The organism is Rhizobium bangladeshense (assembly GCF_001662075.1).
Classification (GTDB): domain Bacteria; phylum Pseudomonadota; class Alphaproteobacteria; order Rhizobiales; family Rhizobiaceae; genus Rhizobium; species Rhizobium bangladeshense_B.
Genome location: NZ_LYPL01000006.1, coordinates 231,810 through 248,637 on the forward strand (window position 1 = coordinate 231,810; position 16,828 = coordinate 248,637).

The 16,828-nt window shown below is 61.3% G+C and carries 20 protein-coding genes and 2 pseudogenes; 15 read left to right on the top strand and 7 right to left on the bottom strand.

Annotation, left to right across the window (positions count from 1 at the left end; all coding sequences use genetic code 11):
• Positions 1-7 precede the first annotated feature (7 nt).
• The 7 genes and pseudogenes from A7X77_RS14700 to A7X77_RS14730 all read left to right on the top strand — a co-directional run bounded on the left by A7X77_RS14700 (position 8) and on the right by A7X77_RS14730 (position 5,110).
• Positions 8-649 carry an SGNH/GDSL hydrolase family protein gene (locus tag A7X77_RS14700; RefSeq protein ID WP_064683617.1) on the top strand — a complete coding sequence of 214 codons (642 nt, stop codon included), beginning with the start codon at positions 8-10 and terminating at the stop codon, positions 647-649.
• Between the two features lie 4 nt (positions 650-653).
• A complete protein-coding gene (locus A7X77_RS14705) occupies positions 654-1,235 on the top strand; it encodes a GNAT family N-acetyltransferase (protein WP_064683618.1) in 582 nt (193 codons plus the stop codon).
• Positions 1,236-1,251: 16 nt separating this feature from the next.
• Complete coding sequence (gene lpdA / locus A7X77_RS14710) at positions 1,252-2,697, top strand: dihydrolipoyl dehydrogenase (protein WP_064683619.1); 1,446 nt, start codon at positions 1,252-1,254, stop codon at positions 2,695-2,697.
• A gap of 137 nt (positions 2,698-2,834) precedes the next feature.
• On the top strand, positions 2,835-3,089 hold the full coding sequence (locus tag A7X77_RS14715; RefSeq protein WP_064683620.1) for a GlsB/YeaQ/YmgE family stress response membrane protein: 255 nt from the start codon (positions 2,835-2,837) through the stop codon (positions 3,087-3,089).
• A 14-nt stretch (positions 3,090-3,103) separates the two neighbouring features.
• Complete coding sequence (locus A7X77_RS14720) at positions 3,104-3,352, top strand: GlsB/YeaQ/YmgE family stress response membrane protein (protein ID WP_064683621.1); 249 nt, start codon at positions 3,104-3,106, stop codon at positions 3,350-3,352.
• A 48-nt stretch (positions 3,353-3,400) separates the two neighbouring features.
• A complete protein-coding gene (gene lipA, locus A7X77_RS14725) occupies positions 3,401-4,372 on the top strand; it encodes a lipoyl synthase (protein WP_064683622.1) in 972 nt (323 codons plus the stop codon).
• A 211-nt stretch (positions 4,373-4,583) separates the two neighbouring features.
• Positions 4,584-5,110 (top strand): annotated as a pseudogene (locus A7X77_RS14730) (AAA family ATPase).
• A 141-nt stretch (positions 5,111-5,251) separates the two neighbouring features.
• Here the strand turns inward: A7X77_RS14730 and A7X77_RS14735 are convergent.
• Positions 5,252-5,620 (bottom strand): antibiotic biosynthesis monooxygenase family protein, encoded by a 369-nt coding sequence (locus tag A7X77_RS14735; RefSeq protein WP_064683623.1) that lies wholly within the window; start codon positions 5,618-5,620, stop codon positions 5,252-5,254.
• 97 nt (positions 5,621-5,717) lie between these two features.
• On the opposite strand from A7X77_RS14735, the gene A7X77_RS14740 reads away from it, so the two are divergent.
• The 3 genes from A7X77_RS14740 (at position 5,718) to A7X77_RS14750 (ending at position 7,252) form a co-directional block, all read left to right on the top strand.
• On the top strand, positions 5,718-6,194 hold the full coding sequence (locus A7X77_RS14740) for a MarR family winged helix-turn-helix transcriptional regulator (RefSeq protein ID WP_064683624.1): 477 nt from the start codon (positions 5,718-5,720) through the stop codon (positions 6,192-6,194).
• On the top strand, positions 6,175-6,705 hold the full coding sequence (locus A7X77_RS14745; protein WP_082928810.1) for a cytochrome b: 531 nt from the start codon (positions 6,175-6,177) through the stop codon (positions 6,703-6,705). The genes A7X77_RS14740 and A7X77_RS14745 overlap by 20 nt, the downstream gene beginning before the upstream one ends.
• A 94-nt stretch (positions 6,706-6,799) precedes the next feature.
• Positions 6,800-7,252 (top strand): type II toxin-antitoxin system RatA family toxin, encoded by a 453-nt coding sequence (locus A7X77_RS14750; protein ID WP_064683625.1) that lies wholly within the window; start codon positions 6,800-6,802, stop codon positions 7,250-7,252.
• Positions 7,253-7,270: 18 nt separating this feature from the next.
• Here A7X77_RS14750 and A7X77_RS14755 read toward each other — a convergent pair whose 3' ends face one another.
• Together A7X77_RS14755 and A7X77_RS14760 are read right to left on the bottom strand one after the other, a co-directional pair.
• Positions 7,271-7,771 carry a CinA family protein gene (locus A7X77_RS14755; protein ID WP_064683626.1) on the bottom strand — a complete coding sequence of 167 codons (501 nt, stop codon included), beginning with the start codon at positions 7,769-7,771 and terminating at the stop codon, positions 7,271-7,273.
• Entirely contained in the window at positions 7,771-8,988 is a 1,218-nt protein-coding gene (locus tag A7X77_RS14760; RefSeq protein ID WP_064683627.1) for a bifunctional 2-C-methyl-D-erythritol 4-phosphate cytidylyltransferase/2-C-methyl-D-erythritol 2,4-cyclodiphosphate synthase, read from the bottom strand. Before A7X77_RS14760 ends, A7X77_RS14755 begins: the two co-directional genes overlap by 1 nt.
• 143 nt (positions 8,989-9,131) lie before the next feature.
• On the opposite strand from A7X77_RS14760, the gene dusB reads away from it, so the two are divergent.
• Genes dusB through ntrC form a run of 3 tightly spaced genes read left to right on the top strand, consistent with a single transcriptional unit; the run spans position 9,132 to position 12,750 of the window.
• On the top strand, positions 9,132-10,151 hold the full coding sequence (dusB, locus tag A7X77_RS14765; protein WP_064683628.1) for a tRNA dihydrouridine synthase DusB: 1,020 nt from the start codon (positions 9,132-9,134) through the stop codon (positions 10,149-10,151).
• Positions 10,148-11,302 (top strand): two-component system sensor histidine kinase NtrB, encoded by a 1,155-nt coding sequence (locus A7X77_RS14770; RefSeq protein WP_064683629.1) that lies wholly within the window; start codon positions 10,148-10,150, stop codon positions 11,300-11,302. Before dusB ends, A7X77_RS14770 begins: the two co-directional genes overlap by 4 nt.
• Positions 11,299-12,750: a nitrogen regulation protein NR(I) gene (gene ntrC, locus A7X77_RS14775; protein WP_064683630.1), complete on the top strand. Its 1,452-nt coding sequence runs from the start codon at positions 11,299-11,301 to the stop codon at positions 12,748-12,750. The genes A7X77_RS14770 and ntrC overlap by 4 nt, the downstream gene beginning before the upstream one ends.
• Before the next feature lie 142 nt (positions 12,751-12,892).
• Here ntrC and A7X77_RS32335 read toward each other — a convergent pair whose 3' ends face one another.
• The 4 genes from A7X77_RS32335 to A7X77_RS14790 all read right to left on the bottom strand — a co-directional run bounded on the left by A7X77_RS32335 (position 12,893) and on the right by A7X77_RS14790 (position 14,867).
• On the bottom strand, positions 12,893-13,249 hold the full coding sequence (locus A7X77_RS32335) for a TraR/DksA family transcriptional regulator (RefSeq protein ID WP_082928811.1): 357 nt from the start codon (positions 13,247-13,249) through the stop codon (positions 12,893-12,895).
• A gap of 259 nt (positions 13,250-13,508) precedes the next feature.
• Complete coding sequence (locus A7X77_RS14785) at positions 13,509-14,393, bottom strand: universal stress protein (RefSeq protein ID WP_064683631.1); 885 nt, start codon at positions 14,391-14,393, stop codon at positions 13,509-13,511.
• 175 nt (positions 14,394-14,568) lie between these two features.
• Positions 14,569-14,694, bottom strand: coding sequence for a hypothetical protein (locus A7X77_RS34415; RefSeq protein WP_432431343.1), 126 nt, complete (start codon positions 14,692-14,694; stop codon positions 14,569-14,571).
• Complete coding sequence (locus A7X77_RS14790; RefSeq protein ID WP_432431341.1) at positions 14,643-14,867, bottom strand: hypothetical protein; 225 nt, start codon at positions 14,865-14,867, stop codon at positions 14,643-14,645. The genes A7X77_RS34415 and A7X77_RS14790 overlap by 52 nt, the downstream gene beginning before the upstream one ends.
• Positions 14,868-14,966: 99 nt before the next feature.
• Here A7X77_RS14790 and A7X77_RS33075 point away from each other — a divergent pair.
• Positions 14,967-15,168, top strand: a pseudogene (locus A7X77_RS33075) (helix-turn-helix domain-containing protein); the annotation flags it as partial.
• A 564-nt stretch (positions 15,169-15,732) separates the two neighbouring features.
• On the top strand, positions 15,733-16,722 hold the full coding sequence (locus A7X77_RS14795) for a potassium channel beta subunit family protein (protein WP_064683632.1): 990 nt from the start codon (positions 15,733-15,735) through the stop codon (positions 16,720-16,722).
• Positions 16,723-16,828 lie beyond the last annotated feature (106 nt).

The window sequence follows — 16,828 nt, forward strand, 5'->3', positions numbered from 1 at the left end:
GGCGGAAATGACCAAGACCGTTCTTTGCTATGGCGACTCGCTGACCTGGGGTTATGACGCCGAGACGATCGGCCGTCATGAGTACAAGAATCGCTGGCCGAGCGTGCTTCAGGCAGCGCTCGGCAGCGAGGCGCGCATCATCGCCGAAGGGCTGAATGGTCGCACCACCGCCTTCGACGACCATCTCGCCGATTGCGACCGCAACGGTGCGCGCGTCCTGCCGACGATCCTGCAGACGCATGCGCCGCTCGACCTCGTCATTCTCCTGCTCGGCACCAACGACATGAAGCCGGTTGTGGCAGGTTCGGCCTTTGCCGCCTGCCAGGGCGTCAGCCGCCTCGTGCGGTTGATCCGCAACCATGCCTGGCCCTTCGAATTCGACGGACCAGAGATCCTGATCGTGGCGCCGCCGGCGATCTGCGCGACGGGCAACGTGCCCTTCGCCGCATCCTTTCCCGGCGGCATCGAGGAATCGGCCAAGCTTGCGACGCTCTATCGTGATCTTGCCGACGAACTTGGCTGCGGCTTCTTCGACGGCAATTCCGTTGCCAGGACCACACCGATCGACGGCATTCATCTCGATGCGGAAAACACCCGTGCGCTCGGACGCGGGCTGGAATCGATCGTGCGGATGATGCTGGGGATCTGAGGAATTGACCGCCTTCATTGCGCTGCGGCAGGCCTCACGGCGGGATGCCTCGGAGCAGGCGATTCTGGCGGATATCGCATCGCATGGGTTTGCCTCCTGGCTCTGGTTCGCCGATGTGGCGAACGGCACAAGCGACACGCCTTTGGAGCGGGGGCGGCTGAAAATGAGTGAGGAGGAAGCCGTCGGCGGCTGGCGGGATGCCGTCATCGCCGAGGCCTATGGCGAGATTGCCGGTGCGGCGATCAGCCATGCGCTGGATGAAGGCATAGGCGATATCGAGGCGACGATCCCGGCGACCGCGCCGATGCTCGCCTTGCAGAAAACGGTTGTGGGAAGCTGGTTCATCGGCAGTCTCGGCGTCTATCGCCATCTGCGCGGCATCGGCATCGGACGCAGACTGCTGGAGGATCAGATCGAAAGGGCCGATCGCCGGCCCGTCAGCCTGATCACCGCAAGCAATAATGAAGCGGCTTTGTCGCTTTATGGAAGAAACGGATTCTTGGAGGCTGCACGTGCGGATGCCGTGCCGGTCCTCGAAAACAGCAAGAGGCACGCGTGGGTGCTCATGACCCGCGGCGCAGCGTAACAAAGGCAGGAAACACATGGCTGAATCCTACGACGTCATCATCATCGGCTCCGGCCCGGGCGGCTATGTTGCCGCCATCCGCGCCAGCCAGCTCGGCCTCAAGACGGCGATCGTCGAGCGCGAGCATATGGGCGGCATCTGCCTGAACTGGGGCTGCATCCCGACCAAGGCGCTGCTGCGCTCGGCCGAAGTGCTCGACCATGCCAACCACTTCAAGGATTTCGGTCTCGTTCTCGAAGGTACCGTCAAGCCGGACGCCAAGGCCGTCGTCGGCCGCTCGCGCGCCGTCTCCGCCCGTCTCAACGCCGGCGTCGGCTTCCTGATGAAGAAGAACAAGATCGACATCATTTGGGGCGAGGCTAGGCTGACGAAGCCGGGCGAGATCGTCGTCGGCAAGTCGTCAAAGCCCGTGGTCGAGCCGCAGCATCCGCTGCCGAAGAATGTCAAGGGCGAGGGCACCTATAGCGCCAAGCACGTCATCATCGCCACCGGCGCCCGTCCGCGGGCACTGCCCGGCATCGAGCCGGACGGCAAGCTGATCTGGACCTATTTCGAGGCGCTGAAGCCGGACGCGCTGCCGAAGTCGCTGATCGTCATGGGTTCGGGCGCGATCGGCATCGAATTCGCCAGTTTCTACCGTTCGATGGGCGTCGATGTGACGGTTGTTGAAGTCATGCCGACCATCATGCCGGTCGAAGATGCCGAAATCACCGCTATCGCCCGCAAGCAGCTGGAAAAGCGCGGCCTGAAGATCTTCACCAGCGCCAAGGTCACGAAGGTCGAGAAGGGGGCGGGCAGCATCACTGCCCATGTCGAGACATCGGATGGCAAGGTGCAGCAGATCACCGCCGACCGGATGATCTCCGCCGTCGGCGTTCAGGGCAATATCGAAAATCTCGGCCTGGAAGCGCTCGGCATCAAGACCGACCGCGGCTGCGTCGTCGCCGACGGTTACGGTAAGACCAATGTCGCCGGCATCTATGCGATCGGCGACGTCGCCGGCCCGCCGATGCTGGCGCACAAGGCCGAGCATGAGGGTGTGGTCTGCGTCGAAAAGATCGCCGGCCTGCCGAATGTCCATCCGACCGACAAGGGCAAGGTTCCCGGCTGCACCTATTGCAACCCGCAGGTTGCCTCCGTCGGCCTTACCGAAGCCAAAGCCAAGGAGTTGGGTCGCGACATCCGCGTCGGCCGTTTCTCTTTTGCGGCGAACGGCAAGGCGATAGCGCTCGGCGAAGACCAAGGCATGGTGAAGGTGATCTTCGATAAGAAGACCGGCGAGCTGCTCGGCGCCCACATGGTCGGCGCCGAAGTCACCGAGCTCATCCAGGGCTTCGTCGTCGCGATGAACCTCGAGACGACGGAAGAAGAGCTGATGCACACGATCTTCCCGCATCCGACGGTCTCCGAAACGATGAAGGAAGCGGTGCTGGATGCCTATGGCCGCGTGCTGAACGCTTGATAATTTCCAGGGCCGCCCTTTATCCCCAGGGCGGCGAAGCCGTCCCTCAGGCGGCAAGCCGTCCTCCGAGGCGACGAATCTGTCCTCCCGTGATGGCTTAAGCCGCCCCTGGGTAGAAAAAACGAAAGGAAATCCTCATGTCTTTGGAGACGCAGGCGTTGCTGGTGTTTTTGCTGATCGGCCTGGTGGCGGGCTTCCTCGCAAGTCTGGTTGTCGGTGGCGGCGGCTTGATCAGATGTCTTCTCAGCGGCATCATCGGCGCCTTCGTCGGCGGCTATCTGTTTAGCGCGCTGGGCATTTCGCTGGGCATTGAAAACGCGCTGGTCGTGCAGATCATCCACGCCACCGTCGGCGCGATCATCGTGGTGCTGGTTGCCAGGGCAGTCGCTTAGGGGGAAGGGCAGGCATGGAAGGCGTCGGCTGGATTTCGGCAATCATCATCGGCGGGCTCGCAGGCTGGCTCGCCGGCAAGCTGATGAATGCACGATACGGGATTTTCCTGAACATCGTGCTCGGCATCGTCGGCTCGGTCGTCGCCACCGCCATTCTCGCCCAGTTCCAAGTCCAACTTGCCGGTGGACGGCTCGGTTATTTCATGACGGGTTTCCTTGGCGCCTGCCTGCTGATATTCCTCGCGCGGCTGGTGCGGCGCTAGATCGAAGAAATGATGCCGCTTTGAGGGCGGCGGAAAGCTGAAACTGCAATGGTGACCATTCTCGATACGATCAATCCCGACGCCAAGCGCGTGCGCCATCCCGAAAAGGCGCATCGGCCGGATACGGAAGTCATGCGCAAGCCGGATTGGATCCGCGTCAAGGCGCCGACCTCCAAAGGCTATGCCGAAACGCGGGCGATCGTGAAGGAGCATAAGCTCGTCACCGTCTGCGAGGAGGCAGGCTGCCCGAATATCGGCGAGTGCTGGGACAAGAAGCACGCCACCTTCATGATCATGGGCGAGATCTGCACCCGCGCCTGCGCCTTCTGCAACGTCGCCACCGGCAAGCCGAATGCGCTCGATATGGCCGAGCCGGAGAATGTCGCCAAGGCCGTCAGGGAGATGGGCCTCAGCCACGTCGTCATCACCTCGGTCGACCGCGACGATCTGGACGACGGCGGCGCCGAACATTTCGAAAAGGTGATCTGGGCGATCCGCGCCGCTTCGCCGGCAACGACGATCGAAATCCTGACGCCCGACTTCCTGAAGAAGCCGGGTGCGCTGGAGCGCGTCGTCGCCGCCAAGCCCGACGTTTTCAATCACAACATGGAAACGGTTGCCGGCAATTATCTGACGGTCCGCCCCGGCGCCCGCTATTTCCATTCCATCCGCCTGCTGCAGCGGGTGAAGGAACTCGATCCCACCATGTTCACCAAATCGGGCATCATGGTCGGCCTCGGCGAGGAGCGCAACGAGGTGCTGCAGCTGATGGACGATCTGCGCACCGCCGATGTCGATTTCCTGACGATCGGCCAGTACCTGCAGCCGACCCGCAAGCACCACAAGGTCGAAAGCTTCGTCACCCCCGAGGAGTTCAAATCCTACGAGACGGTGGCTTACAGCAAAGGTTTCCTGATGGTCGCCTCAAGCCCGCTGACCCGCTCCTCCCACCATGCCGGCGACGACTTCGCGCGGCTGCGTGCGGCTCGGGAAAAGAAGCTGTTGATGGCAGCCGAGTAAGTTTTCGCAACCTTTCGCCGCTGTCAGGCTGCTGGCGATAATGCCTGCCAACTTCTCTTTCGTCATGCTCGGGCTTGTCCCGGGCATCTGCCGCTGGTCGATGTGCAGCAGATTCTCGGCACAGGGCCGAGGATGACGTCCAGTGAGAGCGAGGTTAGTGAACAAGTTGACCGCGGCGATTCTGCCGCGGTTCTTCTTTGGGCGGTCGCCGATGAAGAGTGCATCCGGGTTGAAATCGACGCTGGCCGAAGCCCGCCGTATCCTGATGATCGGCTGCCCCGGCAGCGGCAAAGAGCTCGCTCGCAAAGCGGCTTTCGCGAGCGCTCGACCTTGATTACATCTCCATGGACTGCGACTTCTATTGGCCGGAGAAAGAGACCGCGCGACGAGATCGATCGCCTTATCGCCAAGGCCGTGGCGGGAGAGCGCTGGATCATGGATGGAACCGGCCTCAGCTCCTTCCATCTCCGCCTGCCACGCGCCGATGCGGTCATTTGGCTTCGCCCATCGCGATATGCATGTCTCTACGGTATCATCTCGAAAGCGTTTCGCTATTTTGGGCGCAACCGTCCAGAACTGCCCGCCGGGTGCCCTGAACGCCTCTCGCTGAGTGCTCTCTCTTATATCTGGAATTTCGAGCGGGATGCGGTCCCATTAATTGAGACGGCGCTCCAGGATTATGGTCTCGCAAATTCCAATGTCGTCATAAGATCACGCGAAGCGGCTCGCCGCTCCTAGTATTTAGGAACATGACCGCATGGGGCACGGCGATTCCTTTCACCGGCTGAGAGCCCACACCCCGAGCCCCCCGAACCCTGCGGGACCGGCGATTGCCATTCTGAACAGCAGTGACATGTGATTTCTTTCCTTTCATGGCCCTCAAGCTGCGCAGATGCCGGACACGGCGACCTTTTGAAACAGGTGCGGCCTAGCGACGGCGGATGCCGGATATGCAGCGACCTGAGCGCGAAAGTCGGGATGATTGAAGGCGGCTCGGAACGCCTCATTCGATTCCCACATCGCATAGTTCAGGTAGGTCATGCTCTTGCCGAGTGCTCGATGGAGCTGAGTCGAGATGAAGCCCGGCTGTCGCTTCATAAACTCGGCATCACGACTCCAGACTTCGAGGAAACGCGGCTCATCAGCGGGATCGAGCGTGAAGAGGTTGATCAGCACGACCGGAGCTGCATCGACATCGAGCTGGAGCTGGATCGGAAAATTCTCATCAAGTGGTTGAATGTGCGTCACTTCAGACTCCTTTCGTATTGGAGTAATGATGTCAATTTGGCATGGTGGATACATAGAGACTTGACATGATGATGTCAAGAACAATATATGGTGACAAATGAGTGAAGCGAAGAGAACCGCGATAGGCGACGCCTTGACGGAACTGATCCTTTCAATGTTTCGGGTGAATAACTTGACCTTGACCTGGGGAGACAGACTTGTGGCGGCCTATGGGCTGACCAGCGCACGCTGGCAGATCCTCGGGGCCATCGTCTATGCGGATCGGCCGCAGCCGGTGGCATGGCTGGCCCGAGACCTCGGCGCCAACCGTCAGAACGTGCAGCGGATCGTCAATGATCTGCACGGAGAGGGGCTGGTCGCGTTCGAACCCAATCCGCATCACCGGCGGGCCCAGCTCGTCGTGCTGACCGACAAAGGACGACAAACCTACGATGCTGCGATCGCAGCCTACAACCCGCGCGTCAACGCCATGGCCGCGGGGCTTTCACTTGCCGAAATCCAAACCGCACATCGCGTCCTGACGAGGCTGCGGCACAGTCTCGAAGGAGAAATTGATGTTGAAAAGCACGACTGATCGCTACGGCGCCATCGCCGTCACCATGCATTGGCTGACCGCCATATTCCTGCTCGTTGCCCTCGTCTCCGGCTTTCGGGCAGGCAACATCGTCGAACCGGTCGCAAAGGCGGCGCTTCTTCGTGTTCATATCCCAGCAGCGATCACGGTTCTTCTGCTGACCGTGTGCCGCATCGTCTGGTGGTGGCTTTTCGACAGGAAGCCGCTGCCTGTTCAGGGCGCGCCCTCATGGCAAGAGTGGCTGGCCCGCGCCGTCCATCTTGCCTTCTACGTGGTCATCCTCGGGATGATTGCGAGCGGCGTCGGCATGATCGCGCTGAGCGGCGCGGCGCAAGCCATATTCGGTGCCGGCACGGAACTGCCGAACTTCCACCTCTATCCGCCGCGCCTGCCGCATGGGCTTGGGGCAAATCTCCTGCTGGCACTGCTTTCCGCACATGTTGGAGCGGCGCTGTTCCATCAGTTCGTCCGCAGCGACAGGTTGCTCCATCGTATGTGGTATGGGCGCTGAGACCGCGCCGCCTTCGCCCCGTTCTCAGCTAAAATCCCGCCGTCGTATGCGCCAGCTTCTTGATCTTCTTGGCGCAGCCGCTTAAGTGCCGCCTATGCCGCACTTCGAAACGCACCGTTCCGTCCCGCATACGCCCGACCAGATGTTCGATCTCGTTGCCGATGTCGAACGTTATCCCGAGTTCCTGCCGCTTTGCGAGGCGCTCTCGGTCAGAAGCCGCAAGGAGCGTGACGGCAAGATCCTGCTCGTGGCCGATATGACCGTCGGCTACAAGGCGATCCGCGAGACCTTCACGACCCAGGTGCTCTTGAACCGGGCCGAGCGCGTCATCGAGGTCAAATATATCGACGGCCCGTTCAAATATCTCGACAATCGCTGGCATTTCGCCGAGACGCCGGCTGGCGGCTGCACCATCAATTTCTTCATCGATTACGAATTCAAAAGCCGCATCCTTGGCGCGCTTATGGGCTCGATGTTCGACCGCGCCTTCCGCATGTTCACCGAAGCCTTCGAAACGCGCGCAAGCAAGATCTATGCTCCAGCCTGACGGGCGGTTATAGGCACATCAGTGCGTGAGGAGCAAACGCAGCATCTCGAGCGCCGTCCTGACCGTTGCCAGTCGAACCTCGCTGCGGCCGATGTCGCCATAGAGCATTTTGCGGTGGATGAGCGCGCCGCCGCGCGATTTCGCGGCAAGATGCACGAGGCCGACCGGTTTTTCGGCCGATCCGCCGCCGGGGCCGGCAATGCCGGTGACGGCGACGGCGATGTCGGCGCGCGAGCGGAAGAGGGCGCCGTGCGCCATCTGCCGGGCGGTCTCCTCGGAGACTGCGCCGAAGCGCAGCAGCGTTTTCGCCTGCACCCCGAGCAGCTCGGTCTTGGCGCTATTCGTATAGGTAACAAAGCCGCGGTCGACGACGGCTGATGAGCCGGATATCTCCGTCAGCACGCCTGATATCAGCCCGCCGGTGCAGGATTCGGCCGTGGAGACCATCAGGCCTGCGGCGGTGAAGTCGCGGATAATCGCCGCTGCCGCCGAATGAATATCCTCGGGAAAGAGGCTCATCACTTCCTCCCGCGATAAACGACGGTCGCCGTGGCGATCGCCGCGATGCCTTCGCGCCGGCCGACGAAGCCGATCGTCTCGTTGGTCGTCGCCTTGACCGAGCAGCGCTCGAGATCGATGCCGAGATATTCCGACAGGTTCGCCCGCATGGCCCCGCGATGCGGGCCGACCTTCGGCGCCTCGGCGATCAGCGAGACATCGGCATTCATGATCGTGCCGCCGCGTTCGCGCACGATCCGCGCGGCATGCTCGATGAAGATTCGCGAAGCCGCCCCCTTCCATTGCGGATCGGATGGCGGGAAATGATCGCCGATATCGCCGGCGCCGCAGGTGGCCAGCAACGCGTCGGTCAGCGCATGCAGCGCGACATCGGCATCCGAGTGGCCCTTGAGCTTCTGGTCGTGTGGAATGAATACGCCGCACAGCGTCACGCCGTCGCCCGCTTCGAGCTGGTGTACGTCGTAGCCATTGCCAGTACGCACGTCGGGAAGCAGCGACGCCGACAGCTTGTCGTCGGCCATGGCAATATCGCTCTTGACCGTCAGCTTGACGTTGTCGGTCGTGCCCTCGACGATCGTTACCGGAATGCCCAGCCATTCGGCGATCGAGGCGTCGTCGGTGAAATCGCTCCGCCCGCTGGCCGCCGCCTTCTCATGCGCATCGAGAATCGTTTCGAAGGCAAAGGATTGTGGCGTCTGCGCCGCGTAAAGCCGCTCGCGCGAAACCGTCGTCAGCACCGTGCCGGCGCTATCTGCACGTTTCAGCGTATCGGTCACCGGCATGGCCGGCAGCACCGCCGCCGCGCCGCTTCCAAGCGTTTCGGCAATGCGGTCGAGAAGCGCGTGGTCGAAGAAGGGCCGTACCGCATCGTGAATCAGCACGTGGCTGACATGCTTGTCCTTGAGGTATCGAAGACCGGCCAGCACCGATTGCTGCCGCGTCGGGCCGCCATGCACGATTTCGATCGGCGTTGCCGAAATGATATGGCGGAACGCCTTGGCAAACAGCGCCTCGTCATCGGGATGAATGACGACGACGATCTCGGTCGCCGGCTCCCATGTCATGAAGTTTTCAAGCGTATGGACGATAACCGGCTTGCCGCCGATCAGGCGATATTGCTTGGGACCTTCCTTGGAGGATCCGGCACGCTCGCCGCGGCCGGCGGCAACGATGACAATTCCAGCCGATATCGGTTGCTTGGACGGCATTTGCAGCATAAATCCCCTAAATTATGCGGAATTGACCGCAGTGCTCTAACCTCTTGCTTTGGCCTTTTCCAGCATCTGCCCAAAAAATATCGATTCCGATTCAAGCCCTCTTGGCAAAGCCATGGATCTGTGGCTAAAAATAATGCAGTCCCATGGTGTGCCTGAAAGATAATCATTTGATTTGCAAGGACCTCGCAGCGCCTTTCCGAGTCGGAGATGTATCCGTGCGGAATCGCGTGGTGCTGGCGCCGATGTCCGGTGTGACGGACATGCCCTTCCGCGAGCTGGCCTGGCGCTTCGGCGCCGGCCTCGTCGTCACCGAAATGGTGGCGAGCCGCGAACTGGTCAACGACACAGCCGAATCCTGGGCGCGGCTCAGGGCGGCGGGATTTCGGCCGCACATGGTGCAGCTTGCCGGCCGGGAGGCGCACTGGATGGCGCAGGCGGCCAAGATCGCCGCCGGTCATGGCGCAGATATCATCGACATCAATATGGGCTGTCCGGCAAAGAAAGTGATCGGCGGTTATTCCGGCTCGGCGCTGATGCGCGATCCCGATCACGCGCTCGGCCTGATCGAGGCGACGGTCAAGGCCGTCGATATTCCGGTGACGCTGAAGATGCGCCTCGGCTGGGACGAGAATTCCATCAACGCGCCCGACATTGCCCGCCGCGCCGAAGCCGCCGGCATTCAGCTCGTCACCATTCATGGGCGGACCCGCATGCAGTTTTACGAAGGTCGCGCCGATTGGGATGCGATCCGTTCCGTTCGCGACGTTATCTCCATTCCGCTGATCGCCAATGGCGACATCGAAACCGCCGCGGATGCGCAGGAAATATTGGGCCGCTCCGGCGCCGATGCCGTCATGATCGGCAGGGGCTGCCAGGGCCGGCCGTGGCATGCCGGCGTGCTTGCCGGTGCGGCGGAGCCGCGGCGCGAAGACATTGCCGATATCGCCGTCGAACATTACCGGATGATGCTCGATTTCTACGGCGAGGCGGTGGCGATCCGCCATGCCCGCAAGCATCTCGGCTGGTATCTCGAGCGTTTCGCCCCCGCGCTTGCCGGCGGCGAGAAGGCTGCGATCATGACCTCGCGCGATCCGGGCGAGGTGGCCGCGCGCCTTTACGATGCGCTTGATGCAGCTCTTGTCGAAAGCCGGGAGGCGGCATGACGAAGGATACGATATCTCCGCCCGATCAGACCGGCGGAACCGTCGCCATGGCCGTGCTGAACGCCATCCAGAACCCGGTCGTCATGGTCGACGAATCCGGCTTCGTCGCCTTCGCCAATTGGGAGGCGGAAGCCTTCTTTGGCGCCAGCGCCCCGCATCTGGCGCGTTACCGCATCTCGACCTTCATTCCCTTCGGCAGCCCGCTGCTCGCCCTGATCGACCAGGTGCGTGAGCGCAAGGCGCCGGTGAATGAATATCGCGTCGATCTGAGTTCGCCTCGTCTCGGCCAGGACAAGCTCGTCGATCTCTACGTCGCCCCGGTGCTCAGCGAGCCCGGCGCCGTCGTCATCGTCTTTCAGGAACGCTCGATGGCCGACAAGATCGACCGGCAGCTGACGCATCGCGCCGCCGCCCGCTCGGTGACCGGTCTCGCCTCGATGCTGGCGCATGAGATCAAGAACCCGCTCTCCGGCATCCGCGGCGCCGCGCAACTGCTCGAACAGTCCGCAGTCGACGACGACCGGGCGTTGACCCGGCTGATCTGCGACGAAACCGACCGCATCGTCTCGCTGGTTGACCGCATGGAAGTCTTTTCCGACGAGCGTCCGGTCGACCGCATGCCGGTCAATATCCATTCCGTGCTCGATCACGTGAAGGCCATCGCCAAGGCGGGTTTTGCTCGCAACATCCGGGTAACCGAAAGTTACGACCCATCGCTGCCAGCCGTCTATGCCAATCGCGACCAACTCGTCCAGGTCTTCCTCAACCTGGTGAAAAACGCCGCCGAAGCGGTTGGCGATCGGCCGGACGGCGAGATCATGCTGACGACCGCCTATCGCCCGGGCATTCGTCTTTCCGTCGCCGGCACCCGTGAAAAGATCTCGCTGCCCTTGGAATTCTGCGTTCACGACAACGGCCCCGGCGTTCCCGCCGATCTTCTGCCGCATCTGTTCGATCCCTTCATCACCACCAAGACGAACGGCAGCGGTCTCGGCCTGGCGCTGGTCGCCAAGATCATCGGTGATCACGGCGGCATCATTGAATGCGACAGCCAGAACAGCCGCACGACTTTCCGCGTTCTCATGCCGGCGTCGAAGGACGTTTCGCTCGAGGATGCTTCTTCCGCAAGCTCGACAGGACCTTCTCGATGACAGCCACGATCCTCGTTGCAGATGATGATGCGGCGATCCGCACCGTGCTCAACCAGGCTTTGAGCCGCGCCGGCTATGACGTTCGCATCACTTCCAATGCCGCGACCCTCTGGCGGTGGATTTCCGCGGGTGAGGGCGATCTTGTCGTCACCGACGTGGTGATGCCTGACGAAAACGCCTTCGACCTGCTGCCGCGCATCAAGAAGGCGCGTCCCGATCTCCCGGTTCTCGTCATGAGCGCGCAGAACACCTTCATGACCGCCATCAAGGCTTCCGAGAAGGGGGCATACGACTATCTGCCGAAGCCTTTTGACCTGACCGAGCTGATCGGCATCATCGGTCGGGCGCTCGCAGAGCCCAAGCGCAAGCCTGCCAAGCTCGAAGAGGATATGCAGGACGGCATGCCGCTCGTCGGCCGCTCGGCGGCGATGCAGGAAATCTACCGCGTGCTCGCCCGCCTGATGCAGACGGATCTGACGCTGATGATCACCGGCGAATCCGGCACCGGTAAGGAGCTTGTCGCCCGCGCGCTGCATGATTACGGCAAGCGCCGCAACGGCCCCTTCGTCGCGATCAACATGGCGGCCATCCCGCGCGACCTGATCGAATCCGAGCTCTTCGGCCACGAGAAGGGCGCCTTCACCGGCGCGCAGACCCGTTCGACCGGCCGCTTCGAGCAGGCCGAAGGCGGCACGCTCTTCCTCGACGAAATCGGCGACATGCCGATGGATGCCCAGACGCGGCTTCTGCGCGTGCTGCAGCAGGGCGAATACACCACCGTCGGCGGTCGCACGCCGATCCGCACCGACGTGCGCATCGTCGCCGCCACGAACAAGGATCTGAAGCAGGCGATCAACCAGGGCCTCTTCCGCGAGGATCTTTACTACCGCCTCAATGTCGTGCCGCTGCGCCTGCCGCCGCTGCGTGACCGCGCCGAGGACATTCCCGATCTCGTGCGCCATTTCATCCAGCAGGCCGAAAAGGAAGGCCTCGGCTCCAAACGCTTCGATCAGGAAGCGCTGGAACTGATGAAGGCCTATGCCTGGCCGGGCAATGTCCGCGAGCTGGAGAACCTCATCCGCCGGCTGATGGCGCTCTATCCGCAGGATGTCATCACCCGCGAGATCATCGATGCCGAGCTGCGCTCCGACGTGCCCGACAGCCCGATCGACAAAGGGCCGATCCGCAACGGCTCGATGACGATCGCGCAAGCCGTCGAGGAGAACATGCGCACCTATTTCGCCACCTTCGGCGAGAACCTGCCGCCGCCCGGCCTCTATGACCGTGTGCTGACCGAGATGGAATATCCGCTGATTCTCGCTGCGCTCACGGCAACGCGCGGCAATCAGATCAAGGCGGCCGACCTTCTCGGCCTCAACCGCAACACCTTGCGCAAGAAAATCAGGGAATTGGGCGTATCTGTTTACAGAAGCTCCCGCACCGCCTGAGCGTGTTCGGGCTTGCACGGTGCTGCGGAGGGACGTCGAAGGCGCATCCTTCCGGTCGCGATAACGCTCATGAATGGCTCATCAGGGCACGCGCCGGCTGATGAGCTGGCCAAGCGCTTCATGAGCATGGTGACCTTGCAACTCAGGCTTCAAACGACTGAGCGCAAGACTGACAGAAAGGTGTGTGGGGGACAGCGTCAAGCCTCTTCTCGCCGATCGGCTTGCCGCATTTCACACATGTGCCAAAAGTTCCGGCTTCAATCCGGTCCAACGCCGCTTGGACGGCGAGGAGCTCCTTTTGTCCAGCCTCGCCGAGTTCTTCCAGGACTTCATCGTTATTTCGCTCTGTGGCACGATCATCATCGTCAGGGTTCCGAGGCTCTTCGAAATCATGCTCGATCGCTTGCAGGCGGGTTTCCAGCTCGCGCCGGCGTTGGTCAAGGATCGCCTTGTACTTTTCGATATGCTCCCTCGTTTGCGTGGAGGATTGCTTCTGCATGATCGCTCTCCAGCCGGCCTTATGTTCGCGACCGACACCGTGTTCTACTGGGAATTTCGACCCTGACGGGAAACGGCAAAGCTAGGCGTGTCGGGCGTCCGTCGCATTGATCCGAATCAAGGTAGCTTTCGATCCGCGAGTGTCCAGGCTTCCTTGTCCGAAGAGCCAACTGCAGGATACTGTTTTAGCGTGGCGTCGCCGGCGGCTATGACTCGGAAACGGGCGGAAGCAGGTCACAGACCCATGCGGGCAGTTTCCTTCAATGTGACATGAGCACCGGGAGCAGAGGCTTTTCCAAGACGCCATCGGTTGCTCCACCCAGAACGAAATCTCGCAATCTCGAGTGTCCAAATCCTCCCATGACCAGCATATCGGCGCTCAGTTCCAGTGCTGTTTGTTGAATGCTCTGACCGATCGATGACGACGTAAAGCGAGCGACCGTTGCGCTTGCATTGACGCCGCTCGAAACCAAGATCTCAGCGAGATGCGCCCCGGTTGTTTCCGGCAGCGGTTTTTCGCCCGTCAGAGATAGGACCGAAACCCGCTTGGCCTTGTGAATGAATGGGTTTGCATCGCTGACGGCCCGAGCTGCGGCTCGGCTTCCGTCCCAGGCGATGACCAGATGGTCGATTGGGCCTGCAAGGGTCTTGTTGGGAAAGATGACGGCCGGCCGGCCAGAGCCGAATAGGACCGCTTCGGCGACAATACGGGTGTCTGGAACGTCCGCGACACATTCGAGAATGGCCAGATCGAAGAAGCGTGCTTCCGTGGCTGCCGTCTCGTGCAATAGAGGCAAGGTGGTCTTGACCGTTCGGGAAGATAATTCAACCTTGGCGCTCGCTGCGAGGTTGGTCGCTGCTGCAATCAGCGTTTCGGCACGATCACGGCTCAGAGTCTCGGCATGCTCGATCATCTTTGGAGTATCGAGCAGCAACGACGACCAGGCGTTGGGAATATGCGGAATCCCGACCCTTAGCGCGCAGGCGTGAAGACTTGCACCGTAGTGCCCAGCAAACGCTACAGCGTTCGAAATGATCAGTCCTGAACTTGAATCGGGATATGTTGATAGCGGGAGAAAATATTGTGCCGCCATGTCCTGCTCCATGTCTCGCGGACCGCCGCGATCGCAATGATCTATCTCCATTCGTCGCAAGTCGGCATTGATATAACGCAATTGCCGGCGCTCCGGTTTCTCTGGCCTCGGCACGGCGCCCCCGCGTAAGGCAAGCCCCGAAGGAGCTGCGCACCTGGAGTTGGTGGTAGCTGCTCACATGGGGTGGCAAATGCCGAGCTGCCGGTCACATGTTCTGCATAAACGCCTACATTTGTTCAGGTGTGACTTTGCGGTCATCGTTTGCGTCGACCGCGCCGAAGTCGCGTTTGTGGATTGCGGTCAACTCTTCGAAAGAAATTGCGCCGTCCCCATCAGTATCGACGACGACGATGACATCATGTTGCGGCTCATCATGCCGGGCATCATTTCCGATCCTCCGGCCGCGGGCTTAGCCTCTGACTGAGCCGGGTCTGGACTTTTCGTCTGGGCGAACGCGATGCCCATGGCACCGACGCCACCGAGCAAGGCCAGCAGAGTGATAGTTGGCAGTCTGAACATGGACATTCTGAATCTACCCTTTGAGCCATTATCCTCCATGCCTATGGAGCTGCTCTTAGGGATACGATGAATCCCGGGTTCAAGCGTTGCGTTGGATCAAACTGCCTGTGCTACTTCGCAGGCTTCGGGGACAATCTGCCGCGCCCGGCCTCTATGACCGCGTGCTGAACGAGATGGAATATCCGCTGATTCTCGCTGCGCTCAAAGCAACGCGCGGCAACCAGATCAAGGCGGCCGACCTCCTCGGTTGCGCAAGAAAATCAGGGAATTGGGCGTCTCTGTTTATAGAAGCTCCCGCACCGCCTGAAAAAGGCGGTGAGCCCCTCGTTGGCTCACCGCCTCCTCCTCCCAGTATCCGCCGCCACGGTCGGGAACAGAGTAAATCTATCCGAGCCGGATCGCGGTTTGTATCTGCGCCCGCAAACAAAAGCGCAGTGTCATTCGATGGTCACATAGTATTTGTGAGCTATTGTTTGCCGCCGGCCGAATGTCATTGAAGTTGCTGAGGTCGTCGCCGCCGCTCCTGTGGATAGGCTGTGGATAACAGGTGGATGACATGTGCCGATCGACCGGCCATAACCTCCTCCGTGTTGCCTATCTGTTCCGAATCTCTTCATCTGCTGTTGCTGCTGTCGATTTCCGCCGCAACTGTCCTCGACCGCATGCCATGGGCGCCCCGACTTAAGTCGCGGAGCGCCCTTTTTCTTTACGAGCGGGGCTGACGCGAGCTGCGACGTCGTGGTTTCATGCCGGTCGATTTGGTGGGGCTAGGCCTCGCATATCTTTGTTCATGCCATAGATTACGCGGATCGCTCGTGCGACGTCGACGCCGGTTGCCCCGCACATGTTCATAACGTCTGGGAGCTGCATGATGGAATATCGTCGTTTGGGAAAATCGGGCCTGAAGGTGAGCGAGTTCTCCTTCGGCTCATGGGTCACTTTCGGCAAGCAGGTGAACGGCGGCGACGCCGTCGACCTCATGCGGCTTGCCTACGATAACGGGGTGAACTTCTTCGACAATGCCGAAGGATACGAAAGCGGCAAGTCCGAGCTCGTCATGGGCGAGGCGCTGAAGGCGCTCGGTTGGAGCCGCGACAGCTTCGTCGTCTCCAGCAAGGTTTTCTGGGGAGGGGAGAAGCCGACGCAGCGCGGCCTGTCGCGCAAGCATGTGACCGATGCCTGCCATGCGGCGCTGAAGCGGCTTCAGGTCGACTATCTCGACCTCTATTTCTGCCATCGCCCTGACATCGATACGCCGATCGAGGAAACGGTCCGGGCGATGCACGATCTCGTCGCCCAGGGCAAGGTGCTCTATTGGGGGACATCGGAATGGTCGGCGCAGCAATTGACGGAAGCCTACGCCGTGGCCCGGGACCTGCGCATCACGCCGCCGACGATGGAGCAGCCGCAGTACAACATCTTCGAGCGCCAGAAGGTCGAATCCGATTATCTCCCGCTCTATGACCTCGTCGGCCTCGGCACCACCATCTGGTCGCCGCTCGCCTCGGGCGTTCTGACCGGCAAATACAATAACGGCGTGCCGGCCGACAGCCGTATGAACCTGCCAGGCTATGAATGGCTGAAGGAGAGGTGGTCGAGCGACGCTGGCCGTGCCCAGCTCCAACAGGTCGGCCAGCTCGCAAAACTCGCCGATGAGATCGGCCTGTCGATCACCCATCTCGCCCTTCTGTGGTGCCTCGCCAATCCCAACGTCTCCACCGTCATTCTCGGCGCCTCACGCGCCAGCCAGTTGCAGGACAACCTCGCGGCCCTCTCGCACCGGCACAAGATGACATCGGAGGTGATGGAGCGGATCGATGCGATTGCAGGAAATAAGCCGGAAGGTCCACGTCGATTCTAGCTGGACAAATATTCCTCGGCGGGCGAAACGAAGGCCCATCGAGGCAAAGCGCGGGTGGCTTAGCTTAGCGGCTCCGTGGCCCACCGTGGTGGCTGCGGCCAGGTGG